Source organism: Sphingomonas sp. BE123 (assembly GCF_031456015.1).
GTDB lineage: Bacteria > Pseudomonadota > Alphaproteobacteria > Sphingomonadales > Sphingomonadaceae > Sphingomonas.
Genome location: NZ_JAVDTW010000002.1, coordinates 391537 through 404499, shown reverse-complemented (window position 1 = coordinate 404499; position 12963 = coordinate 391537). Strand labels below are relative to the sequence as shown.

Below are 12963 nucleotides of genomic sequence, written 5' to 3'. Positions count from 1 at the left end.
GCCGTTGGGTGGCCGGGTGGGGGAGCGGGCTGGTGCCGCGGTTCAGCGCAGCTGAACCCATATCAAAGGGCGGGCGAAGCTGAGTCACAGGACGATCAGCTCCGCCTTGAGCGCGCCAGCCTGCTTCAGCGCTTCGAGGATCGCGACGAGGTCGGCCGGGGACGCGCCGATCGCGTTCACCGCCTTGACCACATCGGCGAGCTTCGGACCCGGATCCATCAGGAACATCGGCCGCTTCTCCTCCTCGACGCCGACGCCGCTCTGCTGCTCGACCCGGGTCTCGCCCTGGCTGAACGGCAGCGGCTGAACGACCCGCTGGGCTTCATCGATACGGACGGTCAGTTTGCCATGGGTCACCGCAGCCGGGCTGACCCGGACGGCCGAGTTGATGACCACGGTGCCGGTACGCGCGTTCACGATGACCTTGGCCGCGGCCTCGGCGGATTCGACGTTGAGATTCTCGATCTCGCTCATGATCTGCGCGCGGACATCGGCGCCCTGCGGCGCGGTGACCGCGACCGACACGGCGTCGATCGCACGCGCGGTGCCAAAGCCGAAGCGGCCGTTGATCGCATCGGCCACACGCTGCGCCGTGGTGAAATCGGCGCGCGCGAGATTGTAGGTCAGCGTGGGTGCGGTGGCGAAGCCGGTCTCAACCGCGCGCTCGACCGTCGCCCCCTCCGGGATGCGGCCCGACGAGGGGATGTTGACGACGATCTTCGATCCGTCGGCGCCCTCGGCACCCAACCCGCCGACGGCGAGGTTGCCCTGCGCCATCGCGTAAATCTGTCCGTCCGCGCCCAGCAACGGGGTGAGCACCAAGGTGCCGCCGCGCAGCGACTTGGCCTTGCCCATCGACGATACGGTGATGTCGAGCTTCTGTCCCGGCTTGGCAAAGGCGGGCAGTTCGGCGGTGACCAGCACCACGGCGGCGTTCTTGAGCGCCGGATTGACCCCGGGCGGCAGCGCCAGGCCGAAGCGGGCGGTGACGCCCTTCATCGACTGGACGGTGTATTCGAGGTTGTCGTCACCCGTGCCCGGCAGCCCGACGACGATGCCGTAGCCGGTCAGCTGGTTGGTGCGGATACCCTGAAAATTGCCGAGATCCTTGATCCGCTCCGCCGCGACGGGCTGGGCGAGGATCAGGGTGGCGAGCAGGGCGAGGAGAAAGCGGATCATGGGACGCATCCTCAGAACGGGCTGATGACCTGGAAGAAGCGGCTGAGCCACCCCTGGCGCGCGGCGCGGGCGACATCGCCCTTGCCGGTGTAGGCGATGCGGGCATCGGCGACGCGGGTCGAAGCGACACGGTTGTTCGCGTCGATATCGGTCGGGCGGATGATCCCCTTGATCTGGATGAATTCGTCGCCGCGGTTGAGCGTCACGCGCTTCTGCCCCTGCACCAGCATCGTGCCGTTGGGCAGCACGGCGGCGACGGTCACGCTGATCTCGCCCGACAGCGCGTTGGACTGATCGGCGGCGCCAATGCCCTTGAAGCCGCGCTTGCCGCTGACGCTCGCATCGCTTTCCTTGAACAGCGACAGCGCGCCCGTGCTCGGCGGGGTCAGCGAAAAGCCGCCGCCGCTGTCGAGATTGGTACCCGCCGATTTGGATGCGCTGGTGCGTTCGACCAGCACGATCGTCACCGGATCGCCGACGCGGCGCGCGCGCGTGCCCTCGTGCAGCGCGGCATAGCCTTCGCTTGCCTGAAAGATCGATCCGTTGGCGGCGGGCGGCACCACTGGCGGCGTCGGCAGGGTGACGGTAAAGTCCTCCGCCGGCTGCTTCTTGCCGAACAGCTGTGCGTCGACCGGCGGCGCGGCGAAGGCGCAGGCGGTGAGGGCGACGAGAGCGGAGACGGTGCGCATGATCCGGCCCTCAGACATTCTGGTTGATGTACTGGAGCATCTCGTCGGACGCCGAGATCATCTTGGAATTGACCTCGTACGCGCGCTGGGTCTCGATCATGTCGACCAGTTCCTCGACGACATTGACGTTTGATCCTTCGAGCATGCCCTGACGGATGTTGCCGCGCCCGTCCTGCCCCGCGATGCCGAGATTGACCGCGCCGCTCGCCGCCGTTTCGACGAGGTAATTGTCGCCGATCGCCTGCAGCCCCGCGCTGTTGGGGAAGGCCGCGATCTGGATCTGGCCGACCTGGCTTGCCTCGGTCTGGCCCGAAATGGTCGCGCTGACCGTGCCGTCGCTGCCGACGGTGATCGAGGTCGCGCCTTCGGGAATCGTGATGCCGGGCATCACCTGATAGCCCTCGCTGGTCACCAGCATGCCTTCGGGCGAGCGCGCGAAATTGCCGGCGCGGGTGTAGCCGAGCTGACCGCCGGGCATCTGCACCTGGAAATAGCCATTGCCGTCGAGCGCCATGTCGAGCGCGTTGCCGGTGGTCTGCATCGCGCCCTGGGTATCGATCCGCGCGGTCCCCTGAATGCGCACCCCGGTGCCGAGATTGGTGCCGGTGGCGTAGCGCGTCTCGGCGGTGCTCGCCGCGCCCGGGGCGGTGACGACCTGATAGGCCAAGGCCTCGAAGCTCGCCCGGTCGCGCTTGTACCCGGTGGTGTTCACGTTCGCGAGGTTGTTCGAGATCACCCGCATGCGCATGTCCTGGGCATCAAGCCCGGTGCGCGCGATGTGCATTGCTGCGGAACCCATGGGTCTAATCCTTCCTGAGAATGCTTAGCTGACGCGCATCAAGGACGCGGCGCTCTCGTCCATCGCCTTGGCGTCGCGGAGCAGGTTCGCCTGCACCTCGTAGCTGCGCTGGTTCTCGATCATGTCGACCAGTGCTTGCGTGAGGTTGACGTTCGATCCTTCGAGCGCGCCGGACATCACCGTCGCGTCGAGATCCTGCGGCAGTGCGCCCCCGCCCCGAACATGGAGCAGATTGTCCAGCCCCTTGACCGTCCGGCTGCCGGCATCGCTGACCAGCTTGAGCTGGTCGATCACCTGCGGCGGCTGGGCCGGATCGGCGCCGGGCGGGACGATCGACAGCGATCCGTCGGCGGCAATCATGATCTTGTCGTGCGGCGGCACGGTGATGGGGCCCCCCGACCCCATCACCGGGAAACCGTCGCCGGTTTCCAAGACCCCACTCGGCGCAACGCGCAGGTCGCCGCGCCGGGTGTAAGCTTCGCTGCCATCGGTCGCCTGCACCGCGAGCCAGGCTTCGCCGGTGATCGCAATGTCGAGCCCGCGCCCGGTCTGGGTGATCGCACCCGCGCGGCGGTCCATGTCGACCACCGTCTCGACGCTGGGCTGGCGGCTGTCATGCCCGTCGCCCTGCACCAGCAGACGCTCGAAATTGATGCGGTCGGCGCGGTAGCCGATGGTCGAGGCGTTCGCGATGTTGTTCGCGATCGTCGCCTGCGCCTGCATCTGGCCCTTGAGGCCGGACAGGGCGGTGTAGACGAGTCTATCCATCGCGAATGCCTCCTAAATTGCTGAAATCAGCTGCGGATGTTGAAAATGGTCTGCGAGATCTGGCTGGCGGTATCGAGCGCCTTGGCGTTCGCCTGGAAGTTGCGCTGGGCCGCGATCAGCCCGACCAGTTCCTCGGTGATGTCGACGTTCGAGCGCTCGATCGCGCCCGCCATCAGCCCGCCAAAGCCGTTGACGCCCGGTTCGCCCAGCCGCGGTTCGCCCGACAGGCCGGTCGCGGCCCAGGTAGAGTTGCCGAGCTGACGCAGCCCCGAGGGGTTGGAAAAGTTGGCGAGCGCCACCTTGCCCAGTGCCAGGCTGTCGCCGTTGGAGAAGCTGGCGCGGACGATGCCGTCTTCACCCACCGTGACGCCATCGAGCTGGCCGACCGCCTTGCCATCCTGGCTGCGGCTGTTGACGCTGAACGGTGCGCCGAGCTGGCTGGTGGCCGAGCCGAAATCGAGCGCGATGCTCTGTTCGGTCGTGCTCGATCCCACGGTAAACGGCGCGAACTGGGTCGGCGCGGTCGGGTCGGTCAGCGCGCCGCTGGCGTCGAAGGTCAGCGTCACCGGCTGCGGATTGGCCGCATCGGTGCCGAGCTGCCTGTCGCCGACAAAGGTGTAAACCGACCAGGTCGACGGCGCGTCGGTCGTCTCGCGCACGAAATAGCTGGTCATGGTCAGCGGGTTGCCGCTGGCATCGTAGATCGTGGTCTGGGTCGAATTGTTGTAGGTGCCCGGATCGAAGCGGTCGAACGCATAGGGCGTATCCGGACCGAAGCGCGAAGCCTGCGACGGCACCGCCGAATAGGCCGACAGGTTGAGCGACAGCGCGACATTCTCGGTCGCCTCCGGCACGCCGCTGGTCTGCGGCAGGCGCAGGTTCACGGTCGAGCCGAGGCCGGTCGCGACGACCGCGCCCGAACCGTCGACCGGATAGACCTGAAGATAGCCGCCCTGCGAGTCGGTGACGTAGCGGTTGCTGTCGACCAGGAAGCTGCCATTGCGGGTGAAGTTGACCCCCGCCGCATCCAGGCTCGGCTTGACCGCGAAAAAGCCGTCGCCGGCGACCGCGATGTCGAGGCTCGAGGCCGATTGCTGCATCCCGCCCTGCCCGAATTGCTGGCGGATCGCCTTTACCACCGTGCCCGACCCGATCATCTGGTTGGGGTTCAATGACACGCTCGACGCGATCACGTCGGCGAATTCGGTGCGGCTCTTCTTGAACCCGTTGGTCGAGACGTTCGACAGGTTGTGGCTGATGGTCGACATGTCGGTCTGCGCCGCCTGAAGACCCGAGAGCGAGGTGTAGAAGGACATCGATTAGGCTCCTGTTTCGACTCAGCCGATCTGGCGGATCGCGGTGGTGGACACCTGGCCGATGCCAGGCAGGGTAAGGATGGGGTTGCCGTCGCTGCCCATCGCGACCGAGGTCACGGGGGCCCAGACGAGCGGCTGCGCGGCAACGGCGGCGCCATTGGCGTCGCGTGCGGCGACGCGGATGGTGAAGGGACCATCGCCCGCCGGTTCGCCGGTGTCGGTGGTGCCGTCCCATTCGAATTCGGTGCGTCCGGCGGGTGCCGACCCGAGCGCCACGCTCTTGAGGATCTCGCCGTTCGGCTCCTCGATCACGACATTGACCTCGGCGGCTTCGGCACCCAGTTCGATCATGCCGGCGAGCGACCCGTCGGTGCGCGGATAGGCGACATTGCCTTCGGTCAGGACCGTGCGGCCGACCCAGCTGACCATGTCGGTGGTGCTGGTTGCGCCAAGCTTGGCGGCGATCGCCTGCAGCGTCGTGTTCATCTCGCTGATCCCGGCGAGCGACGAGAATTGCGCCATCTGCGCGACCATCTGGGTGTTATCGACCGGATCGAACGGGTCCTGGTTCTTCATCTGCGCGGTCATCAGCGTCAGGAAGTTGGACTGATCCATCGCCGACGAGCCCAGCGAATTGGTGCTCGCCTGATTGCTCGTGCCGGTGCGGCCGATGCCGAGATTGCTCAGCGTCGTGTCGAAAGCGGTCATCAGCTGCGTCCCAGGTTGAGCGTCTGGGTGGTCAGCGTCTTGGCCGTCTGCATCACTTCGACATTGTTCTGATAGGTGCGGGCGGTCTCCATCATGTCGACCAGCTCGCGCGTTTCATCGACCGCGCTTTCCCAGACATTGCCGTCCTTGTCGGCCATCGGGTTGCCGGGATCGTAACGCTTGGTCGGCGCTTCGCCCGCCGCGACGACGCTTTCGACATCGACCGTGGCCATGCCGCTCGCCGCGTCGAACGCGGTGCGGAACACCGGCTTCATCGTGCGATAGGCCTCGCCCGGGCTGGACGCGACCTGGCCGACATTGGCAAGGTTGGAGGCGGTGGTGTTCATCCGCACGAGCTGCGCCGACATGGCGCGACCCGCGACCTGGAAGATGGAAAGCGGCTGATCGGACATGGCTTATTCTCCCTTCAGCGCGCGCTTGAGCGTGTCGATGCGCCCATTGAGGAAGGCGAGCGTCGTCTGATAGGCGACGGCATTCTCCGCGAACGCGGTCTGTTCGGTGGCCAGCTCGACCGTGTTGCCGTCGAGGCTCGGCTGGAGCGGGACACGGTATTTGGTCGCAGCGGAGATCGGGTCGGTGCCCGCCATGCCCGGCGTCTCGATCGCGTTCAGCGCCGCGCGAAAATCGATGTCCTTCGCCTTGAAGCCCGGGGTCGAGGCGTTCGCGATGTTCGACGCGAGCACGCCCATGCGCTGCGACCGCACCTGAAGCGCCGCGCCGTGCACCCCGAAGAGACTGTTGCTGCCCATTTGAACGGTCCTCATGCCAATGTTCGGACGGTTCCTAGCAATGGGCGTGCCAGTTTGCGGGAAGCGCCCGCAAATCGCCGCAATTGCCGGTTCTGACGAAGCGGGCGGCAAGGAATTGCCGGGCGGCGGCGGCGGGATTGCCGCTTTTGCCGGTTGTCGCCCTGTCTGACGGGCTTTCATGCGGCGCGCGTCGTTTGGCCCGGCGCTTGCAGAGCCCATGCACATGAATAGTGCCGCACCCGCCGACCTTACCGCGCTGGCTCCGCTCGACGCAGCCATGCTGCTCGACCCGATGGCGCTCGCCATCGTGCTGGGCGGGACGGCGGCGAGTGTGCTGCTGCGCCACCGGCTCGCCGATGTCGCGCGCGGAGGGGTCGCGCTAAGGACGCTGCTGCGCCGCCCGTTCGACGCCGCGCCGCTGATCGCGCAGGCCGGGGCGCTGGAGCGGATCGCCAGGCGCCACGGGCTGATCGCGCTCGACCGGTCGGTGATCGACGACCCCGATATGGCGGCAGCGGTCGCGGCGGCGGTCGATGGCACAAGCCCTTCCGAGATCGACGCGATCGTCCGCGACCGCGCCGCATCGCGCGCCGAACGCCACCGCGCAGTGATCGAACTGTGGAGCGGGGTGGCCGAGGCTGCACCCGCTATGGGCCTGATCGGAACGGTCCTTGGCCTTGTCCGCATGTTCGCCGCGATGGACAATCCCGACCGCATCGGCGCGGCGATGGCGGTGGCGCTGCTCGCGACGCTCTATGGCGCGCTGCTCGCCAACCTGGTTGCGATGCCGATCGTCGCGCGGCTGAAGCGGCTCGCGCGGGTCGAAGCGGCCGAGCGGCTGCGGGTCGCAGCGCCGCTGGCGCGGCTTGCCACGCTGGAACGCGCGCGCAAGCGCGAGCTGGCCGCATGAGCGCGGCGCTCTCCCCGGACAGCTGGGACGAGATCGCCCCCGCCAGATCGGTCTGGCTGATCACGCTCGCCGATCTGGCGCTGCTGCTGGTCGGTTTTTTTGTGCTGCTCCAGGCGCATCGCGAGGCCGATCGAAGCAAGCTGCTTGCCGGGCTGCGCAGCGGCTTTGGGGCCGAAATGCCCGCACCAGTCGGTCCGATGGCGGTCGCGCGGGCTCGGGTCGAGGGCTATGCCCCCGGCGGCACCAGCGCCGATCTGGGCGCGGCCCTGGCCTGGGCGCGCGACGCCGCCCGCGACACAAGGACGGTCATCACCATCACCGGATCGACCACGCCCGAGGACGATGTCGACCCCCGCACCGGCAGCGCCGCCATCCTTGCCGCCGACCGCGCGCGCGCGGTCGCTGTCGCGCTGGTCGCACAGGGCGCGGTGTCGCCCGACCGCCTGATCCTGCGCGTCGCGCCCGGCCAGCGCCGCGCCGTGACGCTCTCCGTCGGATTTGCCGGCGATCCCGAAAACCAAACTGGAGATCCGCAATGATCGCACTCCTGATCGCCCTGTCCGGTCCAACCGCGACCTTCCAGTCGACCGAGGCGCTCGACCAGCTGGTCGAACGCTTCGCCGGTGCCCCGATCGGGGCAGAGGGGGGCGCGCGCGCTGCCGTGGACAAACGCCTCAAGCTCGCCGCGTGCGATGCGCCGCAGCTCAGCTGGCGCTCGGCGGCCGAAGATGCGGTGGTGATCCGGTGCCAGGGGCCGCAGCAATGGCGCGTGTTCGTGCCGGTCAACGCGCTGCCCAAGGCGGCACCGACCGCCGCTGCACCGGCGCCGGTCGCGGCCAAGCCCGAACTCGTGATCCGCCGCGGCGATCCGGTGATGCTTGAGGCGGGCGCGCCCGGCTTCTCGATCACGCGCGAAGGGCTGGCGATGGCCGATGCGACCGTAGGCGCCCGTGTGCTGGTCAAGACCGACGACAAGCGCCCGCCGGTCGCCGCCATCGCGCTGGCCCCCGGGCGCGCCAAGCTGCCCGGTTTCGGGGATTGATCTAATCCAATCCTCCCCCGCCAGGGGGAGGTGTCGCCGAAGGCGACGGAGGGGGAGGACGGCCGTGTCCTTGCCCCTCTTGCCGTCGTGCTTCCTCCCCCTCCGTCAGGCTGCGCCTGCCACCTCCCCCTTGCGGGGGAGGATTGTGAAGTGCGGGGACAGAAAAATTCGCCGCCCGCGCATTTTTTCCTAAAGCTCCCCGTCGAAGCGTCGTTTCCGCGTATGTCCGCAGAAAGAGGGTCGCAGACATGGTGGATCCAGTCGGCTTCAAGCCTGCATCGCTAGCCCCCCGGCTCACGCCGGTGGCCGCCGCCGCGCCCGTGCGCCCGGCGGAGACTGCGACCGAAACCGCGACGACCAGTGCTGCTGCAGCGCTGACCCAGACCGCCGCCGCCAGCGCGCCGGTCGATGCCGAGCGGGTCGCGCGGATCAAGAAGGCGATTGCCGACGGCAATTTCCCGCTCGTCCCCTCGACCATCGCCGACCGGCTGCTCGCGCTCAAGCTGCAGTGGAATCCGAATGACGCGGCATGACGCCCTGATCCGGGTGATCGAGGCGCTGCATGCCGAGATCGCCGCGCTGAAGACGAATGACGTCGCCGCGCTGGAGCGGGCGACGCGCGAGAAACTGATCGGGATCGAGGCGGTGGGGGCCGCCAATGACGATGATCCCGCGCTGTCGGGCGAACTCAGGGCGCTGGCCGAGGAAGCGCATCGGCTGAACGAAAGCTGCCGTATCTATGTCAACCTGATGGCCGCCAATGTGCGGCGGCGGCTGACGGCACTGACCGGCAATGATTTGCCGTCCTACCGGCCGGGTCTTGCCGGTGGTTATGGGTGACTAGGCATCGCTGACGCGATGCGCGGTACCGGCCCGTTCCCCCACCCGGCCACCCAGCGACAGTGTATTCTGTGGGTGGCCGGGTGGGGGAGCGGGCCGGTACCGAACCTCTAACAGAAAATGGCACGGCTCTTGCTGATCTCGTCCCGACTCAGGGGATGAGAAGCAAGGCCTATGACCGTACCTTCGATCGGAGCCCGAACGACCGTCACCACGGCAATCGCGACGGCGAGCCAGAAGACCGGCATCGACTTCAACTATCTGCTCGGCCAGGCACAGGTCGAGAGCGGCATGCGCGCCGATGCGCGCGCGCGCACCTCCAGCGCCACCGGCCTGTATCAATTCATCGAACAAAGCTGGCTCGGCGTGATCAAGGATCATGGCGAGAAACATGGCCTTGGCTGGGCGGCGGACAGCATCCGCCAGACCGCCACTGGCCGCTTCACCGTATCCGACCCGGCGACGCGCCAGGCGATCCTGTCGCTGCGCAACGATCCGCAGGCGGCGTCGCTGATGGCCGCCGAACATGCCAGCGACAACAAGGACGCGCTGGAAGCATCGCTCGGGCGCGAGGCGACCGGCACCGACCTGTACATGGCGCATTTCCTGGGTCTTGGCGGCGCGCGCAAATTCCTGCGCGCCATGGACGCCGACCCCATGCGCGGCGCCGCAAGCCTGTTCCCCGCCGCCGCGCGCGCCAATCGCAACATCTTCTACGCCGCCGATGGCTCGCAGCGTTCGCTGGGTCAGATTTACGAGCGCTTCGCCGGGAAGCTGGACAAGGGCGCAGCGGCGGTCGGCGCGACCGGCGCGGCATCGGGCAGCCTCGACGCCCGCTTCCAGACGCTCGTCGCGTCGCTGGGCGCGGATGTCGAAGTGGTGCTCGGCAATGACGCGGTCGGCCAGGATCGTGGCTGGCTGACCACGCTCGACCGGCTCGAAAGCGCCGGGCGGCTCAAGGCATCGGCGCTGCCGACCGTCAATGCGCTGCGCCCGACGCCGGAAACGGCGCGGCTTGCCTATCTCATGCTCGCGCAGATGGGGGCCTGATCCGCAATGAACGCATTCACGCTCAAGGGCGGTATCCTTCCGGGCCTGCGCAACTTCGCACTGCCGATCGCCATTCTCGTGCTCGTCGCGATGATGGTGGTGCCGGTGCCGACCGTCCTGCTCGATGCCTTTTTCATCATGAACATCATCATCAGCCTCGCCGTGCTGATGGTGGCATTGAATGCGCAGAAGCCGCTCGACTTCTCCGCCTTCCCCACCGTGCTGCTGTTCGCGACCCTGTTCCGCCTCGGCCTCAACGTTGCCTCGACCCGCGTCGTGCTGGGTCACGGCCATGAGGGCGAAGCGGCGGCGGGGCATGTGATCGAGGCGTTCGGCACCTTCATGATCGGCGGCGACTACATCGTCGGCCTGTTCGTGTTCGCGATCCTGATCATCATCAACATGATCGTGGTGACCAAGGGCGCGGGCCGCGTGTCGGAAGTGTCGGCGCGCTTCACCCTCGACGCGCTGCCCGGCAAGCAGATGGCGATCGACGCCGATCTCAATGCCGGCCTGATCACCCCTGACGAAGCCAAGGCGCGCCGGATCGAGGTGTCGACCGAAGCCGATTTCTATGGCGCGATGGACGGTTCGTCCAAGTTCGTGAAGGGCGACGCGGTCGCCGGCCTGCTGATCCTGTTCATCAACATCATCGGCGGCCTGATCCTCGGCCCCGTCAGCCATGGGCTGACACTGGGCGAAGCGGCGCAGACCTATGTGCTGCTGGCAATCGGCGACGCACTGGTCGCACAGATCCCCGCGTTGCTGCTGTCGATCGCCGCTGCGGCCATCGTCACGCGCGTCTCGTCGAACAAGGAACAGGACCTGACCGGCCAGATCGGCAGCCAGTTCGGCAGCCACCGGACCTGGACCCCGGTCGCGGTCATCACCGCGCTGCTCGGCCTGCTGCCCGGCATGCCCGCCTTCATCATCCTCCCCGCCGCCGCCGGTTCGGGGTTCATGGCGTGGAAGATGTGGCAAGCGAGCAAGCGGCCACCTGCCCCCGAACCCGTCGCGCAAGCCGAAGCGGTCGATCCCTCGCGCATCGGCTGGGACGAGGTCACCGACAATATGCAGGTGATGATTGACATCGGCTATGGCCTCGTCCCGCTGGTCGATGAGCGCCGCGGCGGCGCGCTGATGGGCCGGATCACCGGCGTGCGGCGTCAGCTGTCAAAGGAACTCGGCTTCGTGGTGCCGCAGGTGCGGGTGCGCGACGACATCAACATGGCACCCTATGCCTATCGCATCGTCGTTGGCGGCGTGGTGATCGGGGAGGACAGTGTCTCGCCCGACGAGATGCTGGCGCTCGACACCGGGCAGGCGGTCGGCACATTGCCGGGCAAGCCCGCCAAGGACCCGACCTTCGGCCTCGACGCGATGTGGATTTCGCCGGCCGATGCCGATGCCGCGACGGGTCAGGGCTGGCTGGTCGTCGATCCGGGCACGGTGATGGCGACGCACCTCAATCAGGCGCTGATCCAGAACGCGTCCGACCTGCTCGGCCCGGACGAGGTACAGGCGCTGCTCGACGGCCTGCGCGAACGCGCGGCGCAGCTGGTCGCCTCGCTCTCGCCCAACCCGCTGCCGATCACGACGCTGACGCAGGTGCTGCGCGGCCTGCTGGCGGAGAATATCCCGCTCAAGGAGTTCCGCCGCATCGCCGCGGCGATCGCGCTTGCGGCACAGCGCAGCGCCGATGCCGACGAGATCATCGAGCTGATCCGCCCCGAACTCGGCCCGCTGATCATCCAGCGGCTGTGCGGGGTGCGCGAACCGCTGCGCGTGATGACGCTGGAGGGGCAGCTCGAGGCGCTGCTGGGGCAGGCGATCCGGTCGGATCCGTCGAAGCGCCACACGATCGAGCCCGACCTTGGCCGCCGCATCGTCGATGCGCTGCAGCGCGCCGCCCAGCCGCTCGTCGCCGAAGCCAAGCCGTTTGCCCTCGTCGTCCAGCCGACGATCCGCATCGCGATCCGCAAACTCGTCCGCACCGTCCTGCCCGACACCCCGGTGATGAGCTTCTTTGAAGTGCCCGAGGACAAGTCGGTCGAGGTCGTCGCCGTGATCGGCGCACCGGAGGCACTTGCCGCATGACCTATCAGCCCGTCCCCAATGAGTTCGCGATCACCTATGATCGCCGTGGCGATACGCGGCGCGACATGGACGCGCTGGTGCGCAAGCATATGCCGCTGGTCCGCCGGCTCGCCTGGCATGTCCATGGATCGATGAGTACGCTGATCGATGTCGAGGACCTGGTGCAGATCGGGCTGGTCGCGCTGGTCGAGGCGGCGGGCAGCTTCGAGGATCGCGGCCTGGTGAGCTTCGACCAGTATCTCCACACCCGCGTGCGCGGCGCGATGATCGATGAATTGCGGCGCCAGGCGACGCTGACGCGTGGCGCGATGAAGCGCCGCCGTGCCTATCAGGATGCGGTGACCGCGCTGACCGACGACAGCGGCAAGCGGCCCGATGAGGCGGCGGTCGCGTCGAAGCTGGGCGTAACCGTCGACAGATTGCGCAGCGACTATGCCAGCGCCGAGGCAGTGCGGTTCGATCCGATCGACGACGTCTATTCGGACGAGGGCCCGTGGTTCATGTCCGACGAACCCGACGCGTTCGACCAGTTGGCCGAGGCCGACCAGCGCGCGGCGCTGATTGCGGCCATCACGGAGCTGCCCGAGAAGGAGCAGCTGGTGATCCAGCTCTATTATGTCGAGGAACTCAATCTTGAGGAAATCGGCCAGGTGCTCGGCGTCGGTGCCGCGCGCGTCTGCCAGATCAAGAAAAGCGCGCACGACCGGTTGAAAAAGGGGCTGATGCGGCGGTTGGGGTAATCCCCAATCCTCCCCCGCCAGGGGGAGGTGTCAGCGTAGCTGACGGAGGGGGAGG

The 12963-nt window shown here is 67.6% G+C and carries 16 protein-coding genes; 8 read left to right on the top strand and 8 right to left on the bottom strand.

Going from position 1 to position 12963, the window contains the following annotated elements; genetic code table 11:
- Window positions 1-84: 84 nt before the first annotated feature.
- From J2Y54_RS10225 to flgB, 8 genes are read right to left on the bottom strand one after another with little or no spacing between them, the layout of a single operon-like run.
- On the bottom strand, window positions 85-1179 hold the full coding sequence (locus J2Y54_RS10225) for a flagellar basal body P-ring protein FlgI (RefSeq protein ID WP_405052907.1): 1095 nt from the start codon (window positions 1177-1179) through the stop codon (window positions 85-87).
- A gap of 11 nt (window positions 1180-1190) precedes the next feature.
- On the bottom strand, window positions 1191-1868 hold the full coding sequence (locus J2Y54_RS10220) for a flagellar basal body L-ring protein FlgH (RefSeq protein WP_310039314.1): 678 nt from the start codon (window positions 1866-1868) through the stop codon (window positions 1191-1193).
- Window positions 1869-1878: 10 nt separating this feature from the next.
- Window positions 1879-2667 carry a flagellar basal-body rod protein FlgG gene (flgG, locus tag J2Y54_RS10215; protein ID WP_310039312.1) on the bottom strand — a complete coding sequence of 263 codons (789 nt, stop codon included), beginning with the start codon at window positions 2665-2667 and terminating at the stop codon, window positions 1879-1881.
- 24 nt (window positions 2668-2691) lie between these two features.
- Window positions 2692-3435: a flagellar basal-body rod protein FlgF gene (gene flgF, locus J2Y54_RS10210; RefSeq protein WP_310039310.1), complete on the bottom strand. Its 744-nt coding sequence runs from the start codon at window positions 3433-3435 to the stop codon at window positions 2692-2694.
- Window positions 3436-3461: 26 nt separating this feature from the next.
- The gene (locus tag J2Y54_RS10205; protein ID WP_310039308.1) at window positions 3462-4751 is read right to left on the bottom strand and encodes a flagellar hook protein FlgE; all 1290 of its coding nucleotides are present in this window, start codon (window positions 4749-4751) and stop codon (window positions 3462-3464) included.
- Window positions 4752-4772: 21 nt separating this feature from the next.
- Window positions 4773-5459, bottom strand: a complete 687-nt coding sequence (locus tag J2Y54_RS10200; protein ID WP_310039306.1) for a flagellar hook capping FlgD N-terminal domain-containing protein — start codon at window positions 5457-5459, stop codon at window positions 4773-4775.
- Window positions 5459-5872, bottom strand: coding sequence for a flagellar basal body rod protein FlgC (gene flgC / locus J2Y54_RS10195; RefSeq protein WP_310039304.1), 414 nt, complete (start codon window positions 5870-5872; stop codon window positions 5459-5461). Before flgC ends, J2Y54_RS10200 begins: the two co-directional genes overlap by 1 nt.
- 3 nt (window positions 5873-5875) lie before the next feature.
- A complete protein-coding gene (flgB, locus tag J2Y54_RS10190) occupies window positions 5876-6229 on the bottom strand; it encodes a flagellar basal body rod protein FlgB (RefSeq protein WP_310041272.1) in 354 nt (117 codons plus the stop codon).
- A gap of 223 nt (window positions 6230-6452) precedes the next feature.
- Here flgB and J2Y54_RS10185 point away from each other — a divergent pair, with 223 nt between their 5' ends.
- The 8 genes from J2Y54_RS10185 to J2Y54_RS10150 all read left to right on the top strand — a co-directional run bounded on the left by J2Y54_RS10185 (window position 6453) and on the right by J2Y54_RS10150 (window position 12908).
- Window positions 6453-7139: a MotA/TolQ/ExbB proton channel family protein gene (locus J2Y54_RS10185; protein ID WP_310039302.1), complete on the top strand. Its 687-nt coding sequence runs from the start codon at window positions 6453-6455 to the stop codon at window positions 7137-7139.
- Complete coding sequence (locus J2Y54_RS10180) at window positions 7136-7678, top strand: flagellar motor protein MotB (RefSeq protein WP_310039300.1); 543 nt, start codon at window positions 7136-7138, stop codon at window positions 7676-7678. Before J2Y54_RS10185 ends, J2Y54_RS10180 begins: the two co-directional genes overlap by 4 nt.
- Window positions 7675-8181: a flagella basal body P-ring formation protein FlgA gene (locus J2Y54_RS10175; RefSeq protein ID WP_310039298.1), complete on the top strand. Its 507-nt coding sequence runs from the start codon at window positions 7675-7677 to the stop codon at window positions 8179-8181. Before J2Y54_RS10180 ends, J2Y54_RS10175 begins: the two co-directional genes overlap by 4 nt.
- 248 nt (window positions 8182-8429) lie before the next feature.
- Window positions 8430-8714: a flagellar biosynthesis anti-sigma factor FlgM gene (flgM, locus tag J2Y54_RS10170; RefSeq protein WP_310039296.1), complete on the top strand. Its 285-nt coding sequence runs from the start codon at window positions 8430-8432 to the stop codon at window positions 8712-8714.
- Complete coding sequence (locus J2Y54_RS10165) at window positions 8701-9021, top strand: flagellar protein FlgN (protein WP_310039294.1); 321 nt, start codon at window positions 8701-8703, stop codon at window positions 9019-9021. Before flgM ends, J2Y54_RS10165 begins: the two co-directional genes overlap by 14 nt.
- Window positions 9022-9195: 174 nt before the next feature.
- Window positions 9196-10071, top strand: a complete 876-nt coding sequence (locus J2Y54_RS10160; RefSeq protein ID WP_310039292.1) for a lytic transglycosylase domain-containing protein — start codon at window positions 9196-9198, stop codon at window positions 10069-10071.
- Window positions 10072-10077: 6 nt separating this feature from the next.
- The gene (gene flhA, locus J2Y54_RS10155) at window positions 10078-12168 is read left to right on the top strand and encodes a flagellar biosynthesis protein FlhA (protein WP_310039290.1); all 2091 of its coding nucleotides are present in this window, start codon (window positions 10078-10080) and stop codon (window positions 12166-12168) included.
- Entirely contained in the window at window positions 12165-12908 is a 744-nt protein-coding gene (locus J2Y54_RS10150) for a FliA/WhiG family RNA polymerase sigma factor (protein WP_310039287.1), read from the top strand. The genes flhA and J2Y54_RS10150 overlap by 4 nt, the downstream gene beginning before the upstream one ends.
- Window positions 12909-12963: the final 55 nt, after the last annotated feature.

What these genes read in the sequence shown, in the direction of transcription:
- J2Y54_RS10225 (WP_405052907.1), bottom strand. Translation starts at nt 1,179, where the DNA reads ATGATCCGCTTTCTCCTCGCCCTGCTCGCCACCCTGATCCTCGCCCAG.
- J2Y54_RS10220 (WP_310039314.1), bottom strand. Translation starts at nt 1,868, where the DNA reads ATGCGCACCGTCTCCGCTCTCGTCGCCCTCACCGCCTGCGCCTTCGCC.
- flgG (WP_310039312.1), bottom strand. Translation starts at nt 2,667, where the DNA reads ATGGGTTCCGCAGCAATGCACATCGCGCGCACCGGGCTTGATGCCCAG.
- flgF (WP_310039310.1), bottom strand. Translation starts at nt 3,435, where the DNA reads ATGGATAGACTCGTCTACACCGCCCTGTCCGGCCTCAAGGGCCAGATG.
- J2Y54_RS10205 (WP_310039308.1), bottom strand. Translation starts at nt 4,751, where the DNA reads ATGTCCTTCTACACCTCGCTCTCGGGTCTTCAGGCGGCGCAGACCGAC.
- J2Y54_RS10200 (WP_310039306.1), bottom strand. Translation starts at nt 5,459, where the DNA reads ATGACCGCTTTCGACACGACGCTGAGCAATCTCGGCATCGGCCGCACC.
- flgC (WP_310039304.1), bottom strand. Translation starts at nt 5,872, where the DNA reads ATGTCCGATCAGCCGCTTTCCATCTTCCAGGTCGCGGGTCGCGCCATG.
- flgB (WP_310041272.1), bottom strand. Translation starts at nt 6,229, where the DNA reads ATGGGCAGCAACAGTCTCTTCGGGGTGCACGGCGCGGCGCTTCAGGTG.
- J2Y54_RS10185 (WP_310039302.1), top strand. Translation starts at nt 6,453, where the DNA reads ATGAATAGTGCCGCACCCGCCGACCTTACCGCGCTGGCTCCGCTCGAC.
- J2Y54_RS10180 (WP_310039300.1), top strand. Translation starts at nt 7,136, where the DNA reads ATGAGCGCGGCGCTCTCCCCGGACAGCTGGGACGAGATCGCCCCCGCC.
- J2Y54_RS10175 (WP_310039298.1), top strand. Translation starts at nt 7,675, where the DNA reads ATGATCGCACTCCTGATCGCCCTGTCCGGTCCAACCGCGACCTTCCAG.
- flgM (WP_310039296.1), top strand. Translation starts at nt 8,430, where the DNA reads ATGGTGGATCCAGTCGGCTTCAAGCCTGCATCGCTAGCCCCCCGGCTC.
- J2Y54_RS10165 (WP_310039294.1), top strand. Translation starts at nt 8,701, where the DNA reads ATGACGCGGCATGACGCCCTGATCCGGGTGATCGAGGCGCTGCATGCC.
- J2Y54_RS10160 (WP_310039292.1), top strand. Translation starts at nt 9,196, where the DNA reads ATGACCGTACCTTCGATCGGAGCCCGAACGACCGTCACCACGGCAATC.
- flhA (WP_310039290.1), top strand. Translation starts at nt 10,078, where the DNA reads ATGAACGCATTCACGCTCAAGGGCGGTATCCTTCCGGGCCTGCGCAAC.
- J2Y54_RS10150 (WP_310039287.1), top strand. Translation starts at nt 12,165, where the DNA reads ATGACCTATCAGCCCGTCCCCAATGAGTTCGCGATCACCTATGATCGC.